Genomic DNA, 26,885 nt, shown 5'->3' with positions numbered 1-26,885 from the left:
TGCTACAAAGCGGCATCCTTCTTTAGCATAGGTTGCTGCACCTTGTCATACTTCAAGATATTGTAGATGATGTATGAAGAAAAGTGCCTGACACGGAAAGGCTCCGGATGTTGAACATTGAAAGTTCGCTCCGCCTTCCTAACCACCTAGCTTGTTTTCCGGATCATCCGGAATGTTGGGGAAATTTTTCTGGAAGAAGGCGCAGAAGTGGGTGAGGGGGCATTCCTCGCATTTGGGGCGGCGGGCCACACAAATGTAGCGGCCATGCAATATCAGCCAGTGGTGTGCCCGCGATACTAGGTCCTGGGGCAGGTTGGCTACCAGTTGCTTTTCTACCTCCAGCGGTGTTTTAGCAGTCTTTGTAACCAGCCCCAGGCGCTTGCTCACCCGGAACACGTGCGTGTCCACGGCCATGGCTGGCTGGTTCCATATAACCGAGACAATCACGTTAGCGGTTTTGCGGCCCACGCCCGGCAGCTTCACCAGTTCCTCCACGGTGCTGGGCACTTCAGAGTTAAACTGCTCTACCAGCATCTTGCCCAGGCCTGCCAGGTGCTTGGCCTTGTTATTCGGGTAAGATATGCTTTTGATATAGGGTAAAACCTCCTCCGGGGCAGCGGCGGCCAAATGTTCAGGACTAGGGTAGGCTTCGAAAAGTGCAGGCGTCACCATGTTTACGCGCTTGTCGGTGCACTGGGCGCTAAGCACCACGGCAAGTATCAGCTCGTACGGATTTGTGTATGCCAGCTCTGTTTCCGGCTCCGGAAAGTGCTGCGTAAAGTAGTCGATCAGGAGCCTGTAACGTTCCTTCTTTTGCATAAAAAAAGTTTGCAGTCGTTAAGACTGCAAACTTAAGGATTTTGAGTAACTTAAAATGTTGTTAACCGCGCGTTTGGCAGGTGCCTGAGTAACCTCATCCAGCAGCCGTTGCAACATGAGCAATTCTGAGCAGCCCTCGGCTAGCTCCAGGTCTTGCAAAAATGCTGATTCTAGCTGCGCGCAGGCGTCATCGGCCAACTCGTTATACACATACTGGATCAGCTCATTCTGAGTAGAGGTTTTTATCATACGCAATATTCTGGTTTAGCATCTTCTTCCTTAGGTTGATAAGCGCATAGCGCATACGTCCTAAGGCAGTGTTGATGCTTACGCCGGTTGCGTCTGCTATCTCCTGAAAGCTCATTTCTGCATAGTGGCGCATCATAAGCACTTCGCGCTGCGTTTGCGGCAACGTTTGGATAAGCTCGCGCAAGCGTGTATGCGTGTCCTCCTTTATCTGCTGTTGCTCCACGGAGTCCTCAGAAAAAGAGATGGTGTTAAACACGCTACTGCTGTCGTCCAGCGTAATCATCGGGCTGCGCTTCTCTTTACGGAAATGATCGATGGCCAGGTTATGGGCAATACGGCATATCCATGAAGAAAATTTGCCTTCCTCGTTATAGCGTCCGCTCTTCATGGTATGGATGGCCTTAATAAAGGCATCCTGCATCAAGTCCTCGGCTTTATACGAGTCTTTAACAATCAATAAAATAGTAGTGTAGACTTTGTTCTTATGTCTGTTTACTAACGGTTCGAACGCACTTTCATTACCGGCGATATAGAGGGACACCAAAGCTGAGTCACTCATCTGGGTAGTTGTATTCATCTTAAAGCTACATAAAGGTAACGTAGAGCTTTATATCATATTGTTGCGTTTACCGTGTTTAGACAATTTTTTGTAGAAGTGTAAATCAAATATATGGAATGGGTTTAACATGTGCAATAGGTGCACCGGGTATTCTTCCAAAAATTTGATACAGCTTATACTTGCCGACGTTTATTTGCGTTGCACCCAAAGGTATTTGTTTAGCTGAATAAGGCCATATTTTAATGTATTGCGCGGGTATGAGTATGTTTATCAGCTATATAGACTTGCGCAATTATGTTGCCAAACATGGGCAACTAAGCTGGTTATTTGGTCAGAAGCAAAAAGAGAGGCGGTAGCACAGGTGCTACCGCCTCTCTTTTGGGCTGCCGTAACCGGAGCTGCTACTGCTCTAATGTGCTGAACAAACCTAGTTTCATCTGGAAAATGCGGGCAATGCTGGCTGCTTTCTGTTTTGCCTCCGCTGCTTTGGGCCCTTCAAATAATTCATTTACGGTTTGGGTGAACAGGCTTTCCCAGCGCGCAAAGTGTTTCCGATCCACGGGCAGGCGCATATGTTTCGGAAACGGCTGCCCCTTATAGGCCATACTTCCAAAAAGAACGGTGCTCCAGAATTTATACATGACCGGCAGGTGCTGTGGCCAGTTAACGTTGGCAAAACCGTTAAACACCGGCGACAGAATTTCATCCTGGTTTACGTGGTCGTAAAACGTATCTACGAGCAGTTTAATGTCATCTTCAGTTGCTATATCTCTCCTCATCATTACTATACTTACAGTGCATGCACAGCCCAGGCAAGAGGTTATTTTGTTACGGTTGCGCCACTTTTTTGTCTCATCGCCTCAAAACTAGAGCGGACGAGGCTTTAGTTGGTCCAGCAAATTTAAAAAGAAAGCTGCTGCTGAAATATGATATTCATCACTCGCGCGTATTCCGGCAGCCCTGTTTAGGAGCAAGTGCGATTATGTTAGAAGCGGGAGAGGGAAAACAAGCGGAGAGTGCTTCCTGAAAGGGCATAAAAAATCCTTCGAAAAGCTGAGGAATCTTCGAAGGATGGTTGAATAAATGCGTTTGTGCAGAAGGTCTAACTTCGCTTGTAGCGCTTTAGGCGGTTCAAGATCAACAGCAGGCGGCGGTTAATGTCACGTTCCTCTACTGGAGCGCATTGCGCTGAAATGTTTCCCGGCTTCTGGAGTTTTGCCTCCACAGCCTTCAGGTGATCCAGGTAGCACTCTAGCGTGGTGCACGATATGGTTTGAAGCGCGTCGTCCTTCACCTCGTTCTCTGCTTTGTACTTGAGGTTGATGGCTTTAGCCATCTCGGTATTTACATATTTTGTAACGTCTTCGTCTGTAGTGATCTCCTGCTGGTACACCTTTCGCTCGATGTTTTCCAACAGGTCTCTGATGTCCAATAATCTCATGAATGATTAGTTTAAGTGTTTCAATAGTTGTGTATGGTAACGGCTTACAGACTATAACTTACGATGTAAGATAGTTTGCGTTGTCTTAGGAAATTATACTTTACAATGTGATGATGTAAGCGCCTCTGGTTTAACAGAATAGTAACGATTTGGTTACCGGGGCTTCATCAAATCCCTTGGTAGCAGCGGTGGATGCATGCGCACAGTACCAGAAAAGGAGTGAAATGTTATACTTTGTTACAAGCCCCTTAGTTACAGTACCGGCTTATAATTCAGAAATATTTGTGCTTGTTGTAACACAAAAACAAGAAACAAAGCTGCACCCCTGGCAGGTAACAATCAGGAGGAGGAAATCGTGCGTTTCCGGCACTCCTGCAGCCAATCCAGGGCGTCGTGCTCGCTGACAAAGTAGCGCAGTTGCAACAAACTGCCATAGCTGATCACCTCCTCAATCCGGGAGGTTTTCTGGTCGATGTGCTCGTGCTGCAAGGGCGACATCAGGTAAGCAACCGATAGTCCGATAGGTAGTTGGCGTGCCACGGCGGAAACGAAATCCTGGTCGAACCAGTGGCGCTCCGCTGCGGTGGATGAGTTGCGCAGGCGGAGGTCGTGCAGCCAGAAACGGGCATGGTGCTTTTGCGCTACCTCCAGGGCCATCCAGTAGCCTTCCTGAAACTCCTGCATGTTGACAAAGCTGCGCCACCGGCAGAACATGATATCTAAGTCATGGCGGAAAGTGAGGTGCAGGAAAGGGAGCTCCACTTTTTCGATGGCTGTCATTGGCTTATATCTTATCGTTATGGCCGTACACGTCAGGTGGCTACCCGCGGGGTAGCAAAACAGTAAGCAAACGTCTGATTAGTCTTGAAGCGGAATGAAGGCAGCAATGCCGCAACTGGTAATCCCCTCGTTACCAGGATGCGCTCTTCGCTGCTTTAAGTAGATAGTATACGTTTGTATACAAATATAGATATGCGGGGCAGGTGCTATTTTTAAATAAAAAATCTTTACGAATTCACTGCCTGACGCATCTCAACTAACTGCGCTTTGCGGTAGCTTTGCACCCGGAAAAAGCAAAGCAAAAAAATGAGCAGCGCACGAATGCATGACCCTTATGCGGTTCTGCGGATACGGGATTTCAGGCTTTACATTGTTGCCAGGCTCTCCATTACCCTGGCCATGCAGATTCAGGCCGTGGTGGTGGGCTGGCAGATTTACGACATCACCAAAGATCCGCTTTCTCTTGGTCTGATTGGGCTGGCGGAGGCCTTGCCTTCTATTGTGGTGTCGCTGTATGCCGGCTACATCGCCGATGTGGTGGAGCGCAAAAAGATTATCATACTTGTCATCACGTTGCTGGCCATCTGCTCAGCGGCGCTGCTATACTTCACGCTGAATGTAAGCCGGGTGCTGACCGATTTCGGGGCGCTGCCTATCTACGGCGTTATCTTTTTGAGCGGCATTGCCCGGGGCTTTATGGGGCCGGCGGTGTTCTCGTTTATGCCGCAACTCGTTGCCAACAAGCAGCTGTACGCCAACGCCATTACCTGGAGCTCCACCACCTGGCAGGCTGCCTCGCTTGCCGGGCCGGCTATTGGCGGCCTGATTTACGGCTTTTACGGTGTTACAGCCGCCTACGCCACCGATGCCGCTCTCGTAGTGCTGTCGCTGGCGGCGTTTAGCTTCATCAAAAACCGGCCGCTGCCCGAGAATGCCAACCCGCAGAACATGCTCGACAGCCTTAAGTCAGGCATTCGGTTCGTTTTCAGTAACCAGATTATACTTAGCGCCATTTCGCTGGATTTGTTTGCCGTGCTCTTTGGCGGGGCTGTGGCCCTGCTGCCTGTGTTCGCCGCTGATATCCTTGACATGGGGCCGCAGGCGCTGGGTTTTATGCGCGCCGCGCCTGCTTTGGGTTTTGTATTGATGGCGGTGATAATGGCGTACCGCCCAATATCGGTAAACGCCGGGAAAAAGATGCTCTGGTGCGTGGCCGGCTTTGGCGTTTGCATCGTGCTGTTCGGTTTATCCCGCAACTTCTGGCTCTCCATGGGCCTGCTGGCGCTAAGCGGAGCCTTCGACAGCATCAGCGTCATCATCCGCTCTACCCTTATCCACACCCTCACTCCGGAATATATGAAAGGCCGCGTGTCCTCGGTCAACAACATTTTTGTAGGGTCATCAAACGAGATTGGAGCCTTCGAGTCAGGATTTACCGCCCGGCTAATGGGCACGGTGCCCGCGGTGGTTTTTGGCGGCATGATGACGCTGGTGGTGGTGGGCATCACCGCTCTGAAAGCGGATAAACTGCGCACGCTGGACCTGAACCCGGCACAGGAGGCGGTGTAAGTATAATTCGTTAACTACAAATGGCCCCGGCCACGGAAATTGATTCGTGGCCGGGGCCATTTTCGCTCATGTGTTTTGCGGCGGCTTACGCTGCGGTGGTTTTGTCAGAAGGCGGCTTGATTTTCTGGTTGTGCTTTTTGTGCGGACGCGTGTTGCCGTAGCTGCCCTTTACCAGTTTGCCTTTTTTCGATTTCTTATCTCCTTTTCCCATAACGCACTTTTATTATTATAGAGGTGAATGTTTGGGTATTCATACGCAGGGGGTGTTTCAAAAGTAAGGGCAAAACTTAAATAATTTAGGCGTATAAACTGGTTGTAGCAAATAGCTTAACCGCAGTTCTGGAAATGTGTTTCCTTTAGTTTGATGCTGCTGTAAATAGGGGAGGTGCGGGTAAACCTATTTGAGCGGGCGCGTGTTATACTTCGATGCGATTACCCTCTGCCTGCGGCCGCAACAAAGGCCTTCAAAAAGAGGTTAGCTATTTGTAACTTTACAGATCAAACTAAAAACACAACAGGTTGCTGTGCGGCAAGTATGGCCCCCGGCGACCAGCTTTGTATGGCAAACATTCCAGATTACAACCTCGACGAACTCGACGCGCGTCAGAACATCATTATAAAAGGGGCGCGGGTGCATAACCTGAAGAACCTGAGCGTAGCCCTGCCGCGCAATCAATTCATCGTAATCACGGGCCTTTCCGGTTCCGGCAAATCGTCCCTGGCTTTCGATACCCTGTATGCCGAAGGGCAGCGCATGTATGTGGAAAGCCTTAGCTCCTACGCCCGCCAGTTCCTGGGCCGTATGGATAAGCCGGACGTGGATTACATCAAGGGCATCAGTCCGGCCATCGCCATCGAGCAGAAGGTAAGTATAAAAAACAACCGCTCCACCGTTGGCACCAGCACCGAGATTTACGATTACCTGAAGCTGCTCTACGCCCGTATCGGCAAGACTTTCTCACCGGTTTCCGGGGAGGTGGTGAAGAAGGACACGGTGACGGACGTGGTGAACTTCATCTTCTCGCTGGAGGATGAAGCACGGGTGATGATCCTGGCGCCATTGCCGCTGATGGCTGAGCGCACGCTGGCCAAAGAGCTGGACCTGCTGCTGCAGAAAGGCTACTCCCGCATTTACGCCGATGGGCAGGTATACTTTATCGAGGAGTTGCTGGAGCAGAAAACACCGAAGCTGGGCAAGCAGATATTTATACTTGTAGACCGCGCCGTTATCTACCAAAGCGACGAGGACCTGCAATTCCGCATCGGCGATTCAGTGCAGACGGCTTTCTTCGAGGGCCACGGCGAGTGCCGCGTGCTTTACGGCGACGGCGAGGAACGCGTGTTCTCCGATCGCTTTGAGCTGGACGGGTTGGTGTTTGAGGAGCCGTCGGTTAACTTCTTCAGCTTTAACAACCCTTACGGCGCCTGCCAGACCTGCGAGGGTTTCGGTAGCGTTTTGGGCATAGACCCGGACCTGGTGATACCGGACAAAAGCCTGACGGTGTACGAGGGAGCGGTGGCGCCCTGGCGTTCTGAAAAGATGAACGAATGGCTGCAGCCGCTGCTCAAGAACGGCATCCGCTTTGATTTCCCGATTCATCGCCCTTACAACGAACTGTCGGAGGCGGAGCAGGAACTCCTGTGGAATGGTAATAAATACTTTTCGGGCCTCAACGCCTTCTTCAAAGAGATACAGTCGCAGACGCACAAGATACAGTACCGTGTGATGCTGTCGCGCTACCGTGGCCGCACCACCTGTCCTGAGTGCCGTGGCTCGCGCCTGCGCAAAGATGCCAGCTATGTTAAAGTGGGTGGCAAAAGTATAACCGACCTCGTGCTGATGCCAATCACGCAGGTGCTGCCGTTTTTTCAGGAACTGGAACTGACGCAGCACGAGCAAAATGTGGCCGAGCGCCTGGTAACGGAGGTGGCAAATCGTTTGGGTTATCTGCAGCGCGTAGGCTTGGGCTATTTAACGCTCAACCGCTTGTCCAATACACTGTCTGGTGGCGAGAGCCAGCGCATTAACCTGGCTACCTCGCTGGGCAGCGCCTTGGTGGGCTCCATGTATATTCTGGATGAGCCAAGTATAGGCTTGCACCCGAAAGACTCGGAGCAACTGATTGGGGTGTTGCGCACGCTGCAGCAAATCGGTAATACCGTAATTGTGGTGGAGCACGAGGAGGAGATGATGCGCGCAGCCGACCAGCTGATCGATATTGGGCCGGAGGCAGGTTCCGGTGGCGGTAACCTGATGTTCCAGGGTACGTTTGATGACATCACGAAAGCCGATACCTATACGGGCAAATACTTATCCGGTAAGCTGGAAGTGTCGGTGCCAACGCAGCGGCGCAAGTGGCGCAACGCCATCGAAATTAGCGGGGCCCGTGAGAACAACCTCAAGAACCTGAACGTTAAAGTGCCGCTGGGCGTGATGACCGTGGTGACAGGCGTGAGCGGTTCGGGTAAATCAACGCTAATCAAAAAGATACTGTACCCGGCCATGCAGAAGCTGCACGGCAATACAGCCGAGGCAACGGGCAAGTTCGATAAACTGGGCGGCGACTACGGCAAAATAGAGCACGTGGAGTTTGTGGATCAGAACCCCATCGGCAAATCGTCGCGCTCCAACCCGGTAACATATGTGAAAGCCTACGATGCCATACGCACACTTTACGCGGACCAGCCACTAGCGAAATCGCGTGGACTGAAGCCGTCGCACTTCTCGTTCAACATCGAGGGCGGCCGCTGCGAAGTGTGTCAGGGCGAGGGCCAGGTGAAGATTGAAATGCAGTTTATGGCTGACATTTACCTGACCTGCGAGAGCTGTCACGGGCAACGCTTTAAGCAGGATGTGCTTGATATCAAGTATAATGACAAGAGCATTTCTGAAGTACTGGACATGACGATTGCCGACAGCCTTGACTTCTTTGCCGGACAAGCGAAGATTGTGGAGAAGCTGAAGCCGCTGAATGACGTGGGACTGGGCTACATCCGCCTGGGGCAGTCGAGCAACACCTTATCTGGTGGCGAGGCGCAGCGCGTCAAGCTGGCGTCGTTCCTCACGAAGGGCGCGCAGCCGCACCAGGACAACATCCTGTTTATCTTTGATGAGCCCAGCACCGGTCTGCACTTCCACGACATCAACAAGCTGCTTACCTCCATCAACGCGCTTATCGAGAACGGCAACACCGTCGTGATTATCGAGCACAACATGGACATTGTGAAGTGCGCTGACTGGATCATCGACCTCGGCCCGGAAGGCGGCACCAACGGCGGTCACCTGCTGTTCGAGGGCACGCCGGAGGAAATGGCGCAGCTGGAGGACAACCACACTGCCCGCTTCCTGAAAGGCAGGTTGTAAGCAAGTATAAAGTATAACTAGAGAAGCCGCAGTAACGTTTGTTGCTGCGTTTTTTTTGTGGCTGGTTGTGGCGGTAATGTATCCAACCACCCCTAGCCCCTCCTTGTCTAAGGAGGGGGACTTTGCTTCCCCAAGGTCTGCCCTAAAAACAGGGGAGGGAGCTTTTGTTGCTGTTTTGGCTAAAGTATAAGCACTGTGGCCTCGGCGATTGGATAGAACCCACCCCTGCCCCTCCGAGGAGGGGAATTACCTCACCTAAAAACAGTAGGAAAGCGGCTAACGCGTTAGCAGAAGTATGAACATCCCCCTACCTCCTTCAAAGGGGGACTTAGCCTTTGTTGCATAGCTACAGCTCCAGCTATTTGAACCGATTCCAGTTCTTGGGTTGAGGGCCTTGTAATTGTTGCGGTGCCCGCTAGGGCAGCCCGCAGCGGAGCGAGGAGCAGCTTCAATTGCACAGCGCGATGCCTTAAACGAGGGGCCCCTTTCCCCCAGGACGAGGCCCCGCGGCCGTGAGCGCTCCAAAATATGAAGTGAAACGGTTGGTATTTGGGAGCTAGAGGATGAACAGCAGCTAGAAGAGATAGCTTGGCTGAAGTTGCATTGAACAGAGGCTATGGAAGTATAAATCACAAAGAGCAGAAGCAGTTGAAGGCACAAGCAGACGCTTGCGCCAGAAAGGTGGTAAACAGTACCAACAAAGTCGTGTTGAAAACCGACATCATTGCAAGACACGAGTTGAAAACTCGCGTCAGGGAGTGGGGCAGCGGAAGCTAGTTCTTGTATGGACCCCGAGCAACAGCTATACCCCTTTCATCCTAAAATCCAGTAAATCCTGATGCAGCCTAACTCCACTTCCTGTTTTTAGGAAGTGCCAGGACGAGGTTAAACCATATTTTGCTAAATTGCCGTAAAGCAGTTGAACTGCTAAACCAAGTATAACATCATCACTAAAAAATAAAACATGAGAAAAAGGATCGTTGCAGGTAACTGGAAAATGAACAAAACCCATGAGGAGGCGCTTTCGCTGGTGTCGGAGATCGATAACATGGTGAAGGATGAGGCAAACGGCGATGTGACCGTGATTGTGGCGCCTCCGTTCCCGTACCTGCAGGGCGTGGGCAAACTGGTGCAGGGCAACCCAAAGATGCACCTGGCGGCCCAAAACGTAAGCGAGCACGACAGCGGTGCCTATACCGGCGAGGTGTCGGCGGCGATGCTAAAGTCAGTAGGCGTGGAGTACGTAATCATCGGCCACAGCGAACGCCGCCTGTACCACCACGAAGACGCGCAAACGCTTTACAAGAAGCTAAAAGTTACCATTGCCAACGGCCTGAAGCCTATTTTCTGCTGCGGCGAGCCGCTGGAGGAGCGCGATGGGGACCGCCACTTCGATTATGTGGGCAAGCAGTTGCACGATAGCCTTTCGTACTTAAGCAACGAGGAGTTTGACCAGGTGGTGGTCGCCTACGAGCCGATCTGGGCGATTGGTACCGGCCGCACGGCCAGCAGCCAGCAGGCACAGGAAATGCACGAGCACATCCGGGTGCAACTCTCCCGCATGTTTGATGCCGAGGCCGCGCACAACACCTCCATACTTTACGGCGGTAGCTGCAACCCGGGCAATGCACAGGAGTTGTTTGCACAGCCTGACGTGGATGGCGGCCTGATTGGAGGCGCTTCGCTTAAATCGCGGGACTTTACCGATATAATAAAGTCCTTTTAAACGATAAAGATATAGTACAAAAAAGGCTGCTGATCTGGTTGATTAGCAGCCTTTTTTTGTAAATTGGCCCCAGATTAATTTAAATTAGCATTATGCAGGTACTGTTCACGTTATGGCTTGCGCTGCTGCCCTTTTTGCAGCCAACACCAACTGTTTCTGCGGCTGCGCCTAGTCCCTGCCGCATCTACGGCTCAGTATACCTGGAGCGGGATCCAATGTATAAAAGCATGGCTTCTCACATCGTATTTGTGGGAGAGGAAGAAGCCTTTGCCGACATGGTGGTGTTCCGGGAGAGCAACAAGCTTTTCGCCGACGCACCCGCTATCTGGTACATTACCCCCAACAAGGCTTTTGCCGATCATATTCTTTACGTAACGGACCAGCGCCACCTGGCCGACTTCACGGTGCACTTTACAGACGTGCGCGCTATTGCCACTTGCCGCGACTAATTTTTACCAATGGATTTTATAGAAGTAACCCTTACCGTAAACGAAGACTTTGCGGACATCCTGACAGCCGAGCTCGGAGAGTTGGGCTTTGATGCCTTTGTAGAAACTGAAACCGGTTTCAGCGGCTACATTGAAGAAGATAAGTATAGCCAGCAGGACCTCGACGACACCCTGGCCCGCTACGCTGATTTTGTGCAGGCAACTTATACGGTGCAAAAAATCGCAAAGCAGAATTGGAACGAGGAGTGGGAGCGTAATTTCGAGCCGCTGTTTATTGCCGGGAAAGTATCGGTGCGCGCCTCCTTTCACGAGAAGCCAGCCGATGCCAAGTACGACATTGTGATTAACCCGAAGATGTCGTTCGGCACGGGTCACCACGAAACCACCACGCTCATGATTGAGAACCAGCTGACGCTGGACCACCAGGGCAAGCGCGTGCTGGACATGGGTTGCGGTACCGGTATCCTGGCCATTATGGCGGGTGAACTAGGTGCTGCAGAGATAGTTGCGGTGGAGATAGAAGATTGGACTGTTGACAATGCCCGCGAAAATGCCGAACTTAATAACTACGCAAGTATAGATGTGCGTTTGGGCGGTGCTGAGACCATTGCCGGAGAAAACCCCTTTGACATTATACTTGCCAATATCAACCGCAACGTGTTGCTGGAAGATATGCCTGCATACAAGGCGGTGCTGAAGCCGGAAGGCTGGCTACTGCTAAGCGGGTTCTACACCGAAGACCTGCCCGTGCTGCAGCAGCGTTGTGCTGAGTTAGGGCTGGCGTACCAAACCCACCGCGAAAAAAATAACTGGGTATCTGCCCTGTTCAAAGCATAATCATCAATTCATAAGCCCCCCCATATGAAACAACTTTTACCCTTAGTCCTATTTTTCACCATCCTGACAGCGCAGGCACAGAACAAGCTCTCGAAGGAGCCAGCAACCTTTGTGGGCGATGTAAAAGCCATGTTAGTGGCAGGCAAGGTCGAAAACGCCGAAGCCCTATCCGCTAACCTGGAGGAAGTATGGAGCAGCGGCAAACTCTCGTCCAATCAGAAGAACGAGGTGATGGAGATTGCCCAGCAAATGTACCGTAAGCGCCTCCGCGCCAACCCGCACTTTGCCAACTTCTTCACCATATTGACGGCAGGCATCCAGAAGCAAAACCTAAGCGCAAGCCGGGTGGATAACCTGCTGGATGTAACAGCGAAGGCCTTGAAGCAGGAGGACGTGAAGCCGCTGGAGCAATTCCTAAGCACAACGAGTCTATATCTGAGCCAAAACCGCCTGTACCAGAACGCGCACTTCAAGTTACTGGCCTCCGGCGGCACGTTTAGTTTTAGCTACGAGGGCACAACCAAGGGCACGGCAGAGAAAGGCGAGGAAGAGGATGGCTGGAAAAGCATTTCCTGGGACGATGAAATAACGGCAACCGGCGAAGAAGCGGCAGACGACGGCTGGGGAACCATCACAGAGCAACCCAAGAAAGCAGACAAGCAGAAAGTAGCCCAGAAGCGCAAGGAAAGCCTGAAGCAGCAGTTTATCCCCTCGCTCCCGAAAGTAACAGGCCCGGTGCTGAAGCTGGACAAGGTAAACCTTACTTTTGTAACAGCTTGGGACTCTACGGCCATACTTGCCACCAGCGGCCAGCTGATGCTTGCTACAAACACATTTGTGGGCGAAGGCGGCAACTTTAAGTGGGAAGCCAGCGGCCAGCCCGCCGTAGCCGACCTGAGCAAGTACTCTTTTGTGACCAGCTTCGCAGGATTCAAGGCTGCCGATATCAAGATTACGTACCCGGCAGTGCTGGCGGCGCCCGTGGATGGAAATCTGGAGTGGATCAGCAGCAAACGCAAGACGGGCAATTACCCTTACCCTAAATTCTCCTCTTTCACCAACGATGCCAGGCTAAATAACCTGGGCAGTAACATAGCCTACACCGGCGGCTTCTCGATGGTGGGCAACCAGGTGGGCAGCCGTCCGCTGGATGGCAGCTACTCTCAGCTTGTGGTGTCGCACAACGGCAGCAGGAAGTTTCGCTCCCTTGCCCGTTACTTTACCTTTGAGGATTCGCTGGTGCTGGCGAACCGCTCGGCTATCAGCATTTACCAGGGCCAGGACAGCCTGACGCACCCGGCCATGCAGCTGCGCTATGCCCGCACCAACAACGACCTCACCCTTACCAAAGACAAAGGACCTTATGCCCGCACAGCCTTCTTCGATACCTATCACCAGCTGGAGATTACAGCTGAGCGCGTGCACTGGAACCTGAACAAGCCTGAGATTGAGTTTTCGGTTTTAAACACTAAAACCCTTATCCCGGTACAGCTGGAATCGCTGAAATACTACTCCAATTCACGGTACCAACAGTTGGTGGGCATTGCTCCTTTCCACCCTTTGCAAATACTGGTGGGCCATGGTACCAAGGCCAAGACCAGCACGTTTTACGCGGCAGACGTAGCCAAAACTACCCGGTTGGAGGAATCTGCCGTGCGCGCGGCTGCGCTTAGTATGTCGCACCAGGGGTATGTGAACTACGATCCTGCCTCCGGCTACATCCAACTGAAGCCAAAAGCCTGGCACCAGGTAGGCGCCTCCCGCGACCAAAATGACTACGACCACCTGGTAATCAGATCTGTAATGCCCTCTGGCCGCAACGCCACGCTGAATCTGGAAAACAACAAACTGACGGTGCGGGGCGTGAGCAAAATCACCTTTAACAACGATACCGCCAGTGTATACATGCTGCCGCGCCGCGAGGAGATCCACATTCTGAAAAACCGCGATATGGAGTTTGACGGGCAGGTGCACGCAAGCGGACTTACCTTTAAGGGCACTGCCTTTAAGTTTAACTACGATGGCTTTTACATTGATTTGGCCAAGCTGGATACCATTGCCCTGAAATCAAAAAAGCGAAGGTCCAAAGGCGGGGAGGCATCCGATCAGGTGCTGACCAGCAACAGCGGCAAATTCTCGGGCAAGCTATACATTAACAAGCCGAGCAATAAGTCAGGCGAGAAGCAGTTTGCCGATTATCCGAAGTTTGATGCCGAGCAGGGTGCCCAGGTGGCCTTTGCCCGCCCAGATGTGGCAGGTGGCGCCTACGACAGCACTGTATACTTCGACATGCCGCCGTTTAAGCTCGACAGCCTTAGCTCAGGCAAATCAGCGGTGGCCTTTGATGGTACCTTCAATTCCGGAGGGATTTTCCCGCCTTTCAAAACGAAGCTGCAGATGATGCCCGATGAAACACTGGGCTTTTATTACCAGCCGTCCGCCAAAGGCATGCCTGCCTTCGGCGGTAAGGGCATGGTGTACGACACCATCATGATGAGTTCGGAAGGCATACAGAGCAAGGGTACGCTGAAGTACCTCTCGGCTACCCTGAAGGCTGACAAGTATACGTATTTCAAAAACGGGGCGATGGTGAAAGGCGGTAAGTCGATGACCCTGCCCGAAGGCAACCACAACGGTACCGCCTATCCGGTGGCCAGCCTGACCAACTTTGACATGAACTGGCAGACGGATGTGGATACCATGTACCTGCAGACGGCGAAGGACCCAATGAAGCTCTACAAAGAAGAGTACACCTTTGATGGTGTGGCCAAATTGTCGCCCGGCGGTTTGTATGGCAGCGGCGTGGTAGATAACGATAAGGCCAATATGACCTCTGCCAAACTGCAGTTTCAGCAACGCGGCTTTAGCGGCAACAACGCCCAGATGCTGGTGAAGTCGGATGTGGCGGGCAAGCCAGCGGTGAAGGCCATTGATGTAGCCTTTACCTACGACATGAGCAAAGGCTTTGTGGATTTTGAGAGCGAGCAGAAAGGCGCCGCAAGTATAGAGTTCCCCAAAGTGCAGTACAAGACCTCGATGAGCAGCGCCCGCTGGGACATGAATAAGCAGAGCGTGAGCCTGAAGGCAGAGGAGAATGGGGCCAACAACTGGTTTATCTCGCAGCACCCCGAGCAGAAAGGCTTGAAGTTTCTGGCTACCAGTGGTGCATATAACCTGCAGGGAAACACCTTGCTTGCCGGAGGCGTACCGCACATTGCCGTAGCTGATACCTATGTGCTGCCGGACAGTGGCAAGGTAGCTGTGGCCTCTGATGCCACCATTCGTACACTGCGTAACGCGCGCGTGATGGCCGATACGGTACAGCAACACCACAAACTATACGCCGGTAACATTGACGTGCTTTCGCGGATGGCCTTCAGTGGCGATGCCTTGAATAACTACTACAATGCCGCCGGAGATTCGTTTAAGCTGATGTTCACGAATTTTGTGTACGGTAACCCGCAGGAGAAGAAGAAGCCGATCTACACGTTTGCTACGGCAAGCCTGGAGGAGGAAAAGCCTTTTTATATTTTCCCCCGCATTATGTACCGCGGCAAGGTTACCATGAACGCACCAAGCCAGTACATGAACTTCGACGGAGACCTGAAGCTGAACTTTACCGGTAACCCGGCCGACTCTGACTGGTTTCCTTACAAGCAGGACACGCTGAACCCGAAGAACGTGCGCATCCCGATCCTTAAGCCAAAAGCCACCGATGGCATGGCACTGCATACGGGCTTGCATATCTCTCCAGAATCAGCCCTTTATAATACCTTTGTGTCGAAGAAGCTGAATGAGGGAGACCTGGATATTTTTACGGTGGATGGCCTGCTGTCGTACAACAAGGAGAAGCAGGAGTTTAAACTGGGCCGCGAGGCGCGTGCTTATGCCAATAGCTACCAGGGCAATGTGCTGCTCTACAACGAGGCTTCCAACGCCATTCACTTTGAGGGCAAACTGAACCTGCTCAAGCCGGTAAAAGGGTTTAAGGTTGAGGCTTCCGGAAGCGGCGACGCGAAAGTAGACAGCAGCAAGTATAAACTGAACACCTTCCTAGCCTTCGACATGGACATGCCAAGCCAGGCGCTTTCGGCCATGGCGGCCAACCTACGGGGCAACTCGGCTGGCACCGTAGAGGCTATCAACAACTCGGATGAGGCCATCCTTTACAAACTGGCGGAGTTTATCGGCGACAAGGATGTGCGCGCTTATAAGGCCAAAGCGGCCTTTGCACACGTGCCCCTGCCGGAAGTATCGAAAGTTTTGCAGCGCAGCCTGATCCTGAACGAGGTGGAACTGCACTGGTCGGACAAGAATAAAGCCTGGTACAGCACGGGCGGCATCAGCGTGGCCAGCAGCTTGAAAGATGATATCAACGCCCGCATGGATGGTTACCTGGAGCTGAAGCAGGACATGAACGGCGAGCCGGTGGTGAACTTATACTTGCAGGCCGACCCGTACACCTGGTACTACTTCAGCTACTTTGAGAACGGACTTAGCCTGATTTCCTCAGATGACAAATTCAACAAGGCCGTTAACTCGAAGTCAAAGGGAGTCCGTGGCTTTAGCAACCGGTACTCCCTTTATGAGGGGCAGCCGATTGAGAAGAATGAGTTTCTGGCCTACTACCAGAAGGCGTATCTGGGTGGCAAGGAAGGCTTTAAGGTGATGACGAACCAAGTAGTGAACCAGCCAACCGGAAATTTCGACTTCATATCTGAGGATGATGCGAAGAAAGACAAAAAGAAGAAACGTAAGAAAGACAAGGACAACGCAGAGCAGGAGGGTACCGATATACAGTAACCGCGAAGCAGTTATACCCCGTATATAGGCACAGGAAGCTTATTCTTGGAGAGTAGAGCAAGTTTTTCCTATATTTGGGCTTTGGTTTGCGTTGAAAGTGGGTACTTACTTTTTCCTGCTACTGCACAAACCCACGGTTGGCCCCTGGCTTTAAAATTTCACACATGGATATACTTTTGATCGCTGTTCTGGCTATTGCCGCTTACCTGATAGGTTCTATTTGCTCAGCCGTATGGATTGGCAAAGCCTATTACGGGGTAGACGTGCGGCAGCATGGCAGCGGCAATTCGGGTGCCACCAACACCTTTCGCGTGCTGGGCAAAAAGCCCGGTGCCGTGGTCATGCTGCTGGATATTTTCAAGGGCTGGACGGCTACCTCGCTGGCGGGGTTTCTTGTTATTTTCAACGCCATCGAGGCCGAGCAGCTTATTATTTTTCAGTTGATATTTGGTGCCTTCGGTGTACTAGGACATATTTTTCCGGTGTATGAGCGCTTTAAGGGAGGAAAAGGCGTGGCAACTCTGCTGGGAATGATGCTGGCTATTGAGCCGCTGGTGGCCCTGCTGTGCATTGCCATTTTCGTGGTGGTGCTCTTCACATCCAAGTATGTATCGCTGGGGTCTATCATTGCGGCGCTTGCCTTTCCGCTGCTGCTACTGTTGCCACGCTTTCATCCGGAGAATCCGATCCTGATCATTTTTGGGTTCCTGCTGTTTGCGGTGGTGGTACTTACGCATCGCAAGAACATCAACCGCCTGCTTACCGGCGAGGAGAGCAAAGCCAACATCACCTTAGGCCGAAAGCGGTAAGTATAAATCAGAAGTATAACCTTCATGAAAAGATAGTAGAAAGCCATCCTGCCAAGCAAGGGTGGCTTTTTTTTGTAACTTTACTTTGTCTCAACCCATACATAACAGCATGATAAACCAATATATAAACGAGAACAAAGACCGATTCCTGGATGAGCTGCTCGATATGCTGCGCATTCCGTCGGTGAGTGCCGATGCCAAGTTTAAAGCTGATGTGCAGCGCACTGCCGAATTTGTAAGGGCGCGCCTGGAAGAAGCCGGAGCCGACAAGGTAGAACTGGTGCAGACTGCCGGAAACCCGGTAGTATACGGGGAGAAGATCGTGGACCCGAGCCTGCCGACGGTGCTCGTTTACGGCCACTATGATGTGCAGCCCGCTGACCCCTACGAACTCTGGAACTCACCTCCGTTTGAGCCCGTGATAAAGGACGGCAACATCTACGCCCGCGGCGCCTGCGACGACAAAGGTCAGATGTACATGCACGTAAAGGCCTTTGAAACCATGATGAAGACGAACACGCTGGCCTGCAACGTAAAGTTTATGATTGAAGGTGAGGAGGAAATTGGCTCAGTGAATCTGGCTACCTTTGTGCGCGAGAACAAAGACCGTTTGCAGGGCGATGTGATTCTGATTTCAGACACGGGCATGCTGGGCAACGATACGCCCTCCATCACCACGGGCCTGCGCGGCATGAGCTATGTGGAGGTAGAGGTAACCGGCCCTAACCGTGACCTGCACTCCGGCCTGTATGGCGGTGCCGTGGCAAACCCGATCAACATCCTGTGCCAGATGATTGCCTCGATGCACGATGAGAACAACTACATTACCATTCCGGGCTTTTACGACAACGTGCAGGAGCTAAGTACGGAGGAGCGCGCAGAAATGGCCCGCGCCCCGTTTAACCTGGACAAGTATAAAAACTCGATCGGCCTAAGCGATGTGCACGGCGAAGAAGGCTACGTGACAATGGAGCGCAATTCCATCCGCCCGACGCTGGATGTAAACGGCATCTGGGGCGGCTACACAGGCGAGGGAGCCAAGACAGTTATTCCGTCGAAAGCCTACGCTAAAATCTCCATGCGCCTGGTGCCGAACCAGTCATCAGAAGAGATTACGGAGAAGTTTAAGAAGCACTTTGAAAGCATAGCGCCTAAGAGCGTGAAAGTGGAGGTGAAGCCGCACCATGGCGGGGAGCCTGTGGTGACGCCAACTGATTCGCCTGCTTACCAGGCTGCCGCTAAAGCCTACGAAGAAACGTTTGGCGTAAAGCCGGTGCCGGTGCGCAGCGGCGGTTCTATTCCGATTGTGGCTATGTTCAAGTCAGAGCTGGGGCTGGATTCTGTACTGATGGGCTTTGGCCTTGATTCGGATGCCATCCACTCGCCGAACGAACATTTCGGCGTGTTCAACTACATGAAGGGCATCGAAACGATTCCGCTGTTTTACCAGCACTTCGCAGAATTGAAGAAGTAAGCATCTGCAAGTATAAAAAAGAAAAGTCCCGGCTAAAGTATAGCCGGGACTTTTCTTTTTAGCGCCACATCAGGTCGTCTGCCGAGCGCGGGCGCAGCAGGTAACCGATGCTGACTTTAAAGCCGAAGTTTTTCTGGTCAAGCTCTTTGGAGAAGGAGGTGAGGCCGCCGGTATTATGAACGCTCATAAAAAGGCCGTTATCCAATTGAAGGCCTACGCCCACTGTATAGCCGTAGTCCCACCGTTCGAAATCATGCATGCTTAAAGGATAGTCTCGTGGTGGGGCAGGGACAAGGGAGTTGCTGTCTTCCGTTTCTGTGATATCCGCATTCTCCGCAAACAGATAGCCTACGTAAGGGCCGCCTTCCGCAAACAAGCCGCCTTTCTGCAACTTGAGCATCACAGGCAATGTAATATAGTGCAGGCGGTGGTCACCTGTCAGCCTGAAAATGTCAGTACGTGGATAGTCATTATACACAAAGCCCTTTTGCTCATACAGCACCTCCGCCTGCAGCGCCAGCCGCGACACAAACTCATACCCTACAATAAGGCCGCCATGCAAGCCCGCCAGGTTGTTTATATTGTCTTCAGCGGCATCATCACCGTGGGCTTTGGTAAAGTTACCGCCCACCCTGGCGCCATAGCGCAGGTACTGGGCCTGTGCCCACAGCACCGGGGCAAGTATAAATAAGAGCAGCAGCAGGGGCTTTTTCATAGGATTGAGGTTATAGTTAGCATCACTCATTTTACTCCTGCAAGTATGAATAAGTTGGCCGGCACAAAAAAAGCCAGCCCCACCCAAAGGGCGAGGCTGGCTTTATACTTTGCTTATACTATAGCTCGCTAGCGGCCGAATGTAAAGCCTACTGTTGCCATAATGGTAGAGTGACGGGCATTTGTCAGGTCGCCCTCAAAATACTCTTCCGGGTTCTTGTCCACGAAGTCGTTAAAGCTGCCGTTGTAGCGTACACCCAGGCTAATACCGCTGCTTGTGGCAAAGCCAACACCGGCTGCGTAGCCCACCTCGAATCTTCTTAGGCCATCTATATCACGCTCTCTGGTAGAAGATGAATAGGGGTCGCCGTTTAGCTTTTCTGTAGTCTTATTATTTACACTTAGCAGGTAAGAAGCCTGTGGGCCGCCCTCAAAGTAGATCGGACCCGCTTTTACACGAAGCAAAACTGGCAAATCAAGATAATTGTAGTTCATGTTGCCTTCTCTCTCTAGGGTGCCGAGCGGCACATCTAAATTCATTTCTTCATACTTAAAGCCCTTCACTGAGTAAAGCAGCTCCGGCTGAATAAAGAAGAAGTTTTCAACAACCGGAATACCATAAGTCAGGCCGGCATGGAAACCGATTTTGTTTGAATACCGTGACTCATGCTTCAGGTCGCCCTCAAGATTAGAGAAGTTGGCACCACCTCTGATACCGATACCTGACTGGGCCTGTGCCACACCGAATGTAGCCAGGGCAACTGCAAATGATAATAATAGCTTTTTCATAAGTAGTGTAGTTTAACGTACGTGCTCTCTAAACGAGCGGCATACGCTGTTTGTGATGTTAAGAGGTTTAAATTTCTTTTTCCTTCTGATTTCAGATCGGCGCCGGATTTCTGATCCATTACCCTTTCCTCCTGAAACAACATGCATGTTGCGGTAGAGATAGCAACAAGTGGGCCAAAGTATAGGCAGTATCTATATAGTAGTCGGTAATATGAGGAAAGGCTATACTTTAAGTAGGCAGCAGAGTAGATAGAAAGGCGGATGCAATTGTGTTAGCTTCCTGAAAGCCTGTACCTAAGGTGAAGGGTAAGGAGCGTTTGATGCCTCAATCTTTTTGTTGAAAAAGTGGCGTAAAAAAGTCCGGCACAGGGCCGGACTTCTAATTTCATAGATTTAGATTGTACTACGGCATCTTCTAGCGGCCTCCGAACGTGTAGCCGAGTGTAAGCATAAACAGATCGTTGCGCGTATCGGATAATTCTGCGTTGTCATTCAACTTCGAAATATCGCCGTTGTAGCGCACACCAAGGCTTAAGCCAAGTGGCGTTGAAGCCAGACCAACACCAGCAGCATACCCAAAGCTTGTCTTTTTATAGAAATCGAGATCGTCGATGGTAGTGTTGCCACTCTCTATGTCTCCCCCAAGACGGAACGACACCTGTGGGCCTGCCTCAAAGTATAAGGGACCTGCATTAACGCGGGCTAGAACCGGCACATCAATGTAGTTCAGCTTTACCTTAAAGTTGTTATCGTCGTCTTCGGCACCTTTCTGCGAGAAAAGGATCTCCGGCTGAATAGCCAAGAAATTATCAGAGGTTATGGCAAACTGTGAGGTTAGGCCGGCATGGAAGCCAAATACTCTGTCCAAGTTGTCGGCGTCGTCTCCAGAGAAGCCAGCATAGTTAGCTCCTACACGCACGCCAATCTTAGGGCCCTGTGCCTGAGCGGCAATTACTGTTGTTAAAATAAATACAAAAAATAAAAGCGTCTTTTTCATAATCTAAATAGTTTGTTAAAACTGTTTACTCCAGGCAGAATAAGAGTTAAGTGCTTGCCTGGTGTAAGCCTAATACGCAAAGAGCGTAGAAAAGTATAGTGGCCCGCCATGAAATTAATGTTACCATTCGTGCACCAGGCCTGCTTCTGCACATCCTGAGCAAGCAAAAAGCGGCAACCACACGTGGTTGCCGCTGAAGCTAAGAAGTTGTATGAAAGCACTTTGTAAAGCTTAGCTTTTTTAACCGGCCCAGCCCTCCCTGTCGAGGCTGCGGTACTGAATGGCTTCTGCTAAATGTTCAATTTTTATTTCCGGGCTGTCGGCCAGGTCGGCAATGGTGCGGCTCACTTTCAGGATGCGGTCGTAGGCGCGGGCCGAGAGGCCGAGGCGCTCCATGGCCGTTTTCAGCAGGGTGCGCCCAGCATCGCTTATCTGGCACACCTCCTTCACCATTTGGGAGGGCATCATGGCGTTGGAGTGTATCTGCGGCATCTCCTTAAAGCGCTCCGACTGCACTTTACGGGCCAGCACCACCCGCTCGCGCACTGTGGTGCTTTCCTCTGCCTTGCGGGTAGCCGTCATCTCATCAAACGTAACGGGTGTTACCTCCACGTGCAGGTCGATACGGTCGAGCAGGGGGCCACTTACCTTGTTCAGGTAGCGCTGCACCACACCGGGGCCGCACACGCATTCTTTGTCAGGATGATTATAGTAGCCGCAGGGGCATGGATTTTCATAATGTCTGTCAACAGTTAAATAGGGCACTTTTCACTGGCTAACTCATTGTAAGCAAGATTTTAACGTCTGTATATACATGGATGTACATGGATGTTCATGGAAGTGTGTGGACGCATAAATGTTGCTGGTAATGTAGCCATTATGTTTGCAACATCATTTAACAACATTACTAACATATCACATGGGAATTACTGTAAGACACAGGAAGTTAAGCAATGGCAAGCAGAAAATCTACCTTGACATTGTGCAGGCAAAAAAAAGGAAGACGGAAACCACAAAATGGCAGCGTTATGAAAAACCAAGAACGCAGGACGAAAAAGAACACAACAGAAAAGTAGATCAGTTGGCGGAAATGCTTCGGGCGGACAGGGAGAAAGAACTGTTCTACGGAGAGTACGACTTTAAAAAGGCAAGCAGCGCAAAGGCGGACTTTATTGAACTGTTCAGGGAGGAAGCCGACGAGCGGTTTAGAAAAAGGGGCGCGAAAAGCAATACCTACTGCAGCTTCAAGCACTTCTGCAAGTTCACCAACAACAAGTGCAGCGTTAAAGACATTGACGCGGCCTTTGTTAAGTCGTTCAGGGATTACCTGCTGACGGTGGTAGGGCAAAACTGCGCCTCCACTTACTTCAAGCGCTTCAAACGGCAACTGGAAAGAGCCGTGAAAAAGGGTATGCTTTCCTATAACCCCGCCGAAGAAGTGAAGAACATTCAGGAGGTGTTGCCATACAGGGAGAGGCTGACGATAGAAGAGGTAAAGATGCTCGCGGAGCACCCCTGCAAGTGCAACTTAATTAAAAGCATGTTCATGTTCTCCTGCTTCACGGGGCTTCGGGTAGGGGATTTGAAGGCAATCAAATGGAAGCACATTCAGGGTGACACACTGGTTTTCCGTCCGCAGAAGACTAAGTATAAGCTGCACACCCTTCAGCTGATAGGCAACGCCAAAAGGTGGCTTGGGGAAGAAGGCAAGCCAGAAGATAATATTTTCCCTTGGCCTTACGAAAGCAACAGGTACGAGGCGCTTCGTGAGTGGATCTACAGCGCGGCCATCACCCGCCGCATCACATGGCACACAGCACGCCATACGTTCGCATCCATGCTGCTGAACACAGGGGGAAACATCGTTGCCATCCAAAAACTGCTCTGCCATTCCAGAATGGAAACAACCATGAGGTATGCCAAAGTTTATGATATTACTGTCATGGAGACAGTCGGGGCACTGGATTCTATTTAATTAAATGGATTTTCAATTTATATGAATTTAAAAGTTATTTAACGATTCTTAATTTAACATGGTGAGTAGGCTGAAACGGCACTTACAGTCCTGGCTACCAGTGATTTATAAATAGTTTGTAAAACATAGTTCAAACTGTACAAGCGCGCATAATTTTGCATTTAATAACTATTAAAATCGCGAAGTTTAGAAATGGAAGAGGCGCAAAGAATTAAAGTTTACTACAAGTGGCTACGTGCTATCATACAGGATGACATTGAGCCGCTGAAGACCCTAACAAGTACTTTAAGTACGATCAACCCGCAGGAGAGAATCAGTTTCTTAGGCTACCTGCTGTGCGAATACAAAGAGGGGGTGGTGGAAGAATTGCTGGAGTTACGGTTTGAGTATGACACAGCAAGTAACAAGGATGGATACGAGGAAGCAGAGTTTGCTGGACTTTCACCCAGCGATGTTTCCTATCTTCTGATGTGCCGTTCGGCGGATGCGCTGCAGAGTCTGTTCAGCGACTATGTACCAGCGCTATCAAAGAGGCTGAAAAAGCTGTTCGGCAGTTCATCCGCCATTGAATCACCAGTTGAGCATGAAGCTGTTTACGACGAAAAGGAAGAGTACCTGACCACGCCGCAAGCAATGGCGCTATTAGGTGTGGAGGCAGACACCATACGGCATTATGTAAGCAGGGGCGTGAAAGGTATGAAGCTGCCGTGCATCAAAATCGGGAAGAACAACAAATACAAAAAGTCAGACCTGCTAAAGCTTTACAGACCTGGAAGCTACAGAAACGAAGAACTGGAGAGGGAGTTTCAAATGGAGAAAGAGCGCTTGAAAAAGCAAAAATGACAACGATTTTAAATTTAAAAATGGCAGAACCAATACCGCCGTAACCGCCTCGGAACACAGTTTACAACTTGTGAAGGGGAGGCGTTTGCTTTCCCTTTTTTATTTTAAACAATTTAAAAAAACAAAAATGTACGATTACCTAAGACTAAGGGCAGACTTAGCCGACAGAAACCATTACGTTGAAAATTTTCCTGCAGAGTTCACAGGCACCCACGTTGAAGCGACAGGCGAAGTTATTGCTAAGTCATACAACAGAAATTTCAGAGGATTGAAAACCGCTGTTTACGGCAACTCAATCCGTATTGACGGCTCTATACAGAAGTTTTTAAGCGGTGAAAACTACACTGACTTTACAAGAAGCAAGCTGAAGCGAGCCTGCAAGGATTTAGCTAACGCTTATCTCTTGAAGGAAACTGATTTACGGATTTACAACTTTGAAGCATCCGTTACGATAGAGGCACCACCAATTTACAACTACATGAAGTCATACAGAAACAGGTACATGTTTATGCCAATGGCTAAGAACAATGCAGTGTACGGTAGCCGCTTCACAATGGGCAGCGCAACAAGCGGAAGCAAGGGAGAGTACGGGTGCAAGTGCTACGACAAAACGCAGCAGGTCAGGATACAGACTAAGGAAAAACTGGACAAGCAGCTACAGCACTTTGAACTGTGCGTGAACAATCCTCAATGGTTCAACAACAGGCACCCGTACTGGATTAATTATTTGCACAGCCTGTACGACATTGACGTGATGACTGCGGTTGGCGGTGAAATGATAGACCTGTTCCACAGCATTACCTTTGCAGGAGCGGAACTTGACTATAGCAGCCTTCAGGAGTTCAAGCCTGCGCAGGTAAGTCAGATAGTGGCTATGTCAGACGAAAGGTACGCGGCACACTTGAAGGCAAACCATCCCGAAACTCACAAGAAGTACTCCAGCCTCTACAATAAGGTAAGGGGCAATGCCACCTATTACCGTAACGTGGAAGAGGTAGCGCACTTTGGGGAAAAGCTGGTAGAGAAAGTAAGCTACCTGATCAACAACTGATCGTCTTTTTACCTTTATATTACATCTAGAAAATAGGTATAAAACGACAATTTAAAACGTCTGTTTCTCTGCCCCCTAAACAAGCACAAAGACAATGCGCCTTTGCATGAGTGTTAACAGGCATTGAGGCAGACGTTTTTTATTTGTCAATTTTAAATTTAAAAAGCTGTAGTGCAACGGAAGCTTGAAAGCGAGCCGCAGGCGAAGCTGGTTAGCGCAGCTAACCGCGTAGGCAGAGTTGAAAGACACATGCAAAGGATATTTTAAATGACATGTGCAGGCACAGAAAATGCCTTTACAAGCACATGTTAAACACATCTTAAATGTCATTCTAAGCCCTGTAGAGACATTTAAAGGCACAGGGTATAAACATATAAATAGCAGGATTACATACGTTTATACGCCACTTAAATGCTAATTTATAAAGCTGTGTGTTAGTTTTAGCTATTTGTAATTATATGTAAGGAGGTGCTTAGGATGGCGTTTTACAATTGTTTCAGCAGGCATTTAAGCATGTGAAGACGTTTTAAATAAAATTAAATTATTTAATAATTCAAGGTCCACGTGCCTCCCCTCACCATATCAGAAAATAGGTACTAAACGCGGTTGTCTACGTGTTAATACAACACTTTCCGTACTAAATCACGCAGGTACCGTATACATTCCTTTGTGCTGTGTTACAATGCTTTAATTACTTTATTTTGGCTCCACCTTTACAACCAGTTGTTTCAGAGGAAGAACTTGTGGCCCGTTTGCAGGTAGGGGATAAAATTGCCTTTTCCATGCTGTACGACAACTACTCCGCGGCCATCTACGGCATAATCCTTCGCATCGTCAGGTGCGAGCAATCCGCCCAAGACATTACGCAGGATACATTTGTAAAGGTTTGGAGTGCATTTCCCTCCTATGATAGCACGAGGGGCAGGCTCTTCACTTGGCTCCTGAACATAGCCCGCCACAATGCCATTGACACGGTTCGTTCGCCTCACTACCGCCAGAGTAAGTCTACCCATGGAGTTGATGAAGGTACTTATTGTGAAGGCCATGTAGCCTGCAAAGCCTTAAATCCAGAGTGCATCGGCATCGAGGAACTGGTATCGGCCCTGAAGCCAGAGCAAAGGCAGATCATTGATATGATGTACTTTGGCGGATACACCCAAAGCGAGACAGCGGAAAATCTTGGCCTGCCTTTAGGCACGGTGAAAACGAGAACCAGAAGCGCCATGAAAGCATTAAAAAGGCTTTTTGCCACTTCCATATAGCCGCTGTATGCCTTGCGTTTATACCTGCCACATATATGTATCAAAAGGCAAGGTGTAAGGTTTACATCAAGGCGTTTTTGTAAGGAAGCGATATTGGAATGAAAGTTTTGAAGTACATTTTGAGGGTATTTTAGCTGTTAAAGGCAATGCGTAGGCTTTCTGCCGTGTAGGGGACGTTTTAAATAAATTAAATTATTTAATAAATTCAGGGTGAACGTGCATCCCTTCACCGCTTCCAGAATATAGGGTTAAACATGGCAGGCCACACGTTTACCATAAAAGACGTTTATTTTGAACGGTTATCCGTAAGCTTTTGTATCTGCACTATCTGCGCCGTGCCCGATAGCTAGTTTGAACAGAACCACAGGCAAGACG

At 50.4% G+C, this 26,885-nt stretch carries 23 protein-coding genes and 1 pseudogene; 13 read left to right on the top strand and 11 right to left on the bottom strand.

Features of this window, described 5'->3' with window-relative positions; genetic code table 11:
• Window positions 1-138 precede the first annotated feature (138 nt).
• From nth to A0W33_RS06165, 6 genes are all read right to left on the bottom strand, one after another.
• Window positions 139-819, bottom strand: coding sequence for an endonuclease III (nth, locus tag A0W33_RS06190; protein WP_068837346.1), 681 nt, complete (start codon window positions 817-819; stop codon window positions 139-141).
• An 18-nt stretch (window positions 820-837) separates the two neighbouring features.
• Window positions 838-1,068: a hypothetical protein gene (locus A0W33_RS06185; RefSeq protein ID WP_068837345.1), complete on the bottom strand. Its 231-nt coding sequence runs from the start codon at window positions 1,066-1,068 to the stop codon at window positions 838-840.
• The gene (locus A0W33_RS06180) at window positions 1,043-1,645 is read right to left on the bottom strand and encodes an RNA polymerase sigma factor (protein ID WP_068837344.1); all 603 of its coding nucleotides are present in this window, start codon (window positions 1,643-1,645) and stop codon (window positions 1,043-1,045) included. The genes A0W33_RS06185 and A0W33_RS06180 overlap by 26 nt, the downstream gene beginning before the upstream one ends.
• Before the next feature lie 383 nt (window positions 1,646-2,028).
• On the bottom strand, window positions 2,029-2,409 hold the full coding sequence (locus tag A0W33_RS06175; RefSeq protein ID WP_308428467.1) for a group III truncated hemoglobin: 381 nt from the start codon (window positions 2,407-2,409) through the stop codon (window positions 2,029-2,031).
• Between the two features lie 320 nt (window positions 2,410-2,729).
• A complete protein-coding gene (locus A0W33_RS06170) occupies window positions 2,730-3,068 on the bottom strand; it encodes a hypothetical protein (protein WP_068837342.1) in 339 nt (112 codons plus the stop codon).
• A 339-nt stretch (window positions 3,069-3,407) separates the two neighbouring features.
• Window positions 3,408-3,848, bottom strand: coding sequence for a hypothetical protein (locus A0W33_RS06165; RefSeq protein ID WP_068837341.1), 441 nt, complete (start codon window positions 3,846-3,848; stop codon window positions 3,408-3,410).
• Between the two features lie 306 nt (window positions 3,849-4,154).
• On the opposite strand from A0W33_RS06165, the gene A0W33_RS06160 reads away from it, so the two are divergent.
• Window positions 4,155-5,417, top strand: a complete 1,263-nt coding sequence (locus tag A0W33_RS06160) for an MFS transporter (protein ID WP_229802114.1) — start codon at window positions 4,155-4,157, stop codon at window positions 5,415-5,417.
• A gap of 85 nt (window positions 5,418-5,502) precedes the next feature.
• Here A0W33_RS06160 and A0W33_RS06155 read toward each other — a convergent pair whose 3' ends face one another.
• Complete coding sequence (locus tag A0W33_RS06155) at window positions 5,503-5,628, bottom strand: 30S ribosomal protein THX (RefSeq protein WP_068837340.1); 126 nt, start codon at window positions 5,626-5,628, stop codon at window positions 5,503-5,505.
• Window positions 5,629-5,976: 348 nt separating this feature from the next.
• On the opposite strand from A0W33_RS06155, the gene uvrA reads away from it, so the two are divergent.
• The 8 genes from uvrA to A0W33_RS06120 all read left to right on the top strand — a co-directional run bounded on the left by uvrA (window position 5,977) and on the right by A0W33_RS06120 (window position 18,879).
• Window positions 5,977-8,781, top strand: coding sequence for an excinuclease ABC subunit UvrA (uvrA, locus tag A0W33_RS06150; protein ID WP_139237155.1), 2,805 nt, complete (start codon window positions 5,977-5,979; stop codon window positions 8,779-8,781).
• Window positions 8,782-9,369: 588 nt separating this feature from the next.
• Complete coding sequence (locus A0W33_RS21070; protein ID WP_074937209.1) at window positions 9,370-9,558, top strand: hypothetical protein; 189 nt, start codon at window positions 9,370-9,372, stop codon at window positions 9,556-9,558.
• Window positions 9,559-9,745: 187 nt separating this feature from the next.
• Window positions 9,746-10,507 (top strand): triose-phosphate isomerase, encoded by a 762-nt coding sequence (gene tpiA, locus A0W33_RS06145; RefSeq protein ID WP_068837338.1) that lies wholly within the window; start codon window positions 9,746-9,748, stop codon window positions 10,505-10,507.
• Window positions 10,508-10,599: 92 nt separating this feature from the next.
• Window positions 10,600-10,956, top strand: coding sequence for a DUF6150 family protein (locus tag A0W33_RS06140; protein ID WP_068837337.1), 357 nt, complete (start codon window positions 10,600-10,602; stop codon window positions 10,954-10,956).
• A gap of 9 nt (window positions 10,957-10,965) precedes the next feature.
• The gene (gene prmA, locus A0W33_RS06135) at window positions 10,966-11,793 is read left to right on the top strand and encodes a 50S ribosomal protein L11 methyltransferase (RefSeq protein WP_068837336.1); all 828 of its coding nucleotides are present in this window, start codon (window positions 10,966-10,968) and stop codon (window positions 11,791-11,793) included.
• 24 nt (window positions 11,794-11,817) lie between these two features.
• Window positions 11,818-16,596 (top strand): hypothetical protein, encoded by a 4,779-nt coding sequence (locus A0W33_RS06130; protein WP_068837335.1) that lies wholly within the window; start codon window positions 11,818-11,820, stop codon window positions 16,594-16,596.
• A 164-nt stretch (window positions 16,597-16,760) separates the two neighbouring features.
• Window positions 16,761-17,405: a glycerol-3-phosphate 1-O-acyltransferase PlsY gene (gene plsY / locus A0W33_RS06125; protein ID WP_068837334.1), complete on the top strand. Its 645-nt coding sequence runs from the start codon at window positions 16,761-16,763 to the stop codon at window positions 17,403-17,405.
• A gap of 109 nt (window positions 17,406-17,514) precedes the next feature.
• Entirely contained in the window at window positions 17,515-18,879 is a 1,365-nt protein-coding gene (locus A0W33_RS06120) for a dipeptidase (protein WP_172798094.1), read from the top strand.
• A gap of 58 nt (window positions 18,880-18,937) precedes the next feature.
• Here the strand turns inward: A0W33_RS06120 and A0W33_RS06115 are convergent, their stop codons facing one another.
• From A0W33_RS06115 to A0W33_RS06100, 4 genes and pseudogenes are all read right to left on the bottom strand, one after another.
• Window positions 18,938-19,594 carry a porin family protein gene (locus tag A0W33_RS06115; protein WP_068837333.1) on the bottom strand — a complete coding sequence of 219 codons (657 nt, stop codon included), beginning with the start codon at window positions 19,592-19,594 and terminating at the stop codon, window positions 18,938-18,940.
• A 128-nt stretch (window positions 19,595-19,722) separates the two neighbouring features.
• Complete coding sequence (locus A0W33_RS06110) at window positions 19,723-20,382, bottom strand: porin family protein (protein ID WP_068837332.1); 660 nt, start codon at window positions 20,380-20,382, stop codon at window positions 19,723-19,725.
• A 415-nt stretch (window positions 20,383-20,797) separates the two neighbouring features.
• Entirely contained in the window at window positions 20,798-21,379 is a 582-nt protein-coding gene (locus A0W33_RS06105; RefSeq protein ID WP_068837331.1) for a porin family protein, read from the bottom strand.
• A 240-nt stretch (window positions 21,380-21,619) separates the two neighbouring features.
• Window positions 21,620-22,111, bottom strand: a pseudogene (locus A0W33_RS06100) (magnesium chelatase subunit ChlI family protein); the annotation flags it as partial.
• A 187-nt stretch (window positions 22,112-22,298) separates the two neighbouring features.
• Here A0W33_RS06100 and A0W33_RS06095 point away from each other — a divergent pair.
• The 4 genes from A0W33_RS06095 (at window position 22,299) to A0W33_RS06080 (ending at window position 26,510) form a co-directional block, all read left to right on the top strand.
• Complete coding sequence (locus A0W33_RS06095; protein WP_068837329.1) at window positions 22,299-23,354, top strand: tyrosine-type recombinase/integrase; 1,056 nt, start codon at window positions 22,299-22,301, stop codon at window positions 23,352-23,354.
• A 192-nt stretch (window positions 23,355-23,546) separates the two neighbouring features.
• Window positions 23,547-24,197 (top strand): helix-turn-helix domain-containing protein, encoded by a 651-nt coding sequence (locus tag A0W33_RS06090; protein WP_068837328.1) that lies wholly within the window; start codon window positions 23,547-23,549, stop codon window positions 24,195-24,197.
• Window positions 24,198-24,324: 127 nt separating this feature from the next.
• A complete protein-coding gene (locus A0W33_RS06085) occupies window positions 24,325-25,248 on the top strand; it encodes a hypothetical protein (protein ID WP_068837327.1) in 924 nt (307 codons plus the stop codon).
• Window positions 25,249-25,949: 701 nt separating this feature from the next.
• Window positions 25,950-26,510, top strand: coding sequence for an RNA polymerase sigma factor (locus A0W33_RS06080; RefSeq protein ID WP_068837326.1), 561 nt, complete (start codon window positions 25,950-25,952; stop codon window positions 26,508-26,510).
• Window positions 26,511-26,885: the final 375 nt, after the last annotated feature.

It is taken from the genome of Pontibacter akesuensis, assembly GCF_001611675.1.
In the GTDB taxonomy this organism is placed as follows: Bacteria; Bacteroidota; Bacteroidia; order Cytophagales; family Hymenobacteraceae; genus Pontibacter; species Pontibacter akesuensis.
The sequence above is the reverse complement of the archived record's forward strand: the minus strand, read 5'-3'. Positions and strand labels throughout refer to the sequence as shown.

What these genes read in the sequence shown, in the direction of transcription:
- nth (WP_068837346.1), bottom strand. Translation starts at nt 819, where the DNA reads ATGCAAAAGAAGGAACGTTACAGGCTCCTGATCGACTACTTTACGCAG.
- A0W33_RS06185 (WP_068837345.1), bottom strand. Translation starts at nt 1,068, where the DNA reads ATGATAAAAACCTCTACTCAGAATGAGCTGATCCAGTATGTGTATAAC.
- A0W33_RS06180 (WP_068837344.1), bottom strand. Translation starts at nt 1,645, where the DNA reads ATGAATACAACTACCCAGATGAGTGACTCAGCTTTGGTGTCCCTCTAT.
- A0W33_RS06175 (WP_308428467.1), bottom strand. Translation starts at nt 2,409, where the DNA reads ATGATGAGGAGAGATATAGCAACTGAAGATGACATTAAACTGCTCGTA.
- A0W33_RS06170 (WP_068837342.1), bottom strand. Translation starts at nt 3,068, where the DNA reads ATGAGATTATTGGACATCAGAGACCTGTTGGAAAACATCGAGCGAAAG.
- A0W33_RS06165 (WP_068837341.1), bottom strand. Translation starts at nt 3,848, where the DNA reads ATGACAGCCATCGAAAAAGTGGAGCTCCCTTTCCTGCACCTCACTTTC.
- A0W33_RS06160 (WP_229802114.1), top strand. Translation starts at nt 4,155, where the DNA reads ATGAGCAGCGCACGAATGCATGACCCTTATGCGGTTCTGCGGATACGG.
- A0W33_RS06155 (WP_068837340.1), bottom strand. Translation starts at nt 5,628, where the DNA reads ATGGGAAAAGGAGATAAGAAATCGAAAAAAGGCAAACTGGTAAAGGGC.
- uvrA (WP_139237155.1), top strand. Translation starts at nt 5,977, where the DNA reads ATGGCAAACATTCCAGATTACAACCTCGACGAACTCGACGCGCGTCAG.
- tpiA (WP_068837338.1), top strand. Translation starts at nt 9,746, where the DNA reads ATGAGAAAAAGGATCGTTGCAGGTAACTGGAAAATGAACAAAACCCAT.
- A0W33_RS06140 (WP_068837337.1), top strand. Translation starts at nt 10,600, where the DNA reads ATGCAGGTACTGTTCACGTTATGGCTTGCGCTGCTGCCCTTTTTGCAG.
- prmA (WP_068837336.1), top strand. Translation starts at nt 10,966, where the DNA reads ATGGATTTTATAGAAGTAACCCTTACCGTAAACGAAGACTTTGCGGAC.
- A0W33_RS06130 (WP_068837335.1), top strand. Translation starts at nt 11,818, where the DNA reads ATGAAACAACTTTTACCCTTAGTCCTATTTTTCACCATCCTGACAGCG.
- plsY (WP_068837334.1), top strand. Translation starts at nt 16,761, where the DNA reads ATGGATATACTTTTGATCGCTGTTCTGGCTATTGCCGCTTACCTGATA.
- A0W33_RS06120 (WP_172798094.1), top strand. Translation starts at nt 17,515, where the DNA reads ATGATAAACCAATATATAAACGAGAACAAAGACCGATTCCTGGATGAG.
- A0W33_RS06115 (WP_068837333.1), bottom strand. Translation starts at nt 19,594, where the DNA reads ATGAAAAAGCCCCTGCTGCTGCTCTTATTTATACTTGCCCCGGTGCTG.
- A0W33_RS06110 (WP_068837332.1), bottom strand. Translation starts at nt 20,382, where the DNA reads ATGAAAAAGCTATTATTATCATTTGCAGTTGCCCTGGCTACATTCGGT.
- A0W33_RS06105 (WP_068837331.1), bottom strand. Translation starts at nt 21,379, where the DNA reads ATGAAAAAGACGCTTTTATTTTTTGTATTTATTTTAACAACAGTAATT.
- A0W33_RS06095 (WP_068837329.1), top strand. Translation starts at nt 22,299, where the DNA reads ATGGGAATTACTGTAAGACACAGGAAGTTAAGCAATGGCAAGCAGAAA.
- A0W33_RS06090 (WP_068837328.1), top strand. Translation starts at nt 23,547, where the DNA reads ATGGAAGAGGCGCAAAGAATTAAAGTTTACTACAAGTGGCTACGTGCT.
- A0W33_RS06085 (WP_068837327.1), top strand. Translation starts at nt 24,325, where the DNA reads ATGTACGATTACCTAAGACTAAGGGCAGACTTAGCCGACAGAAACCAT.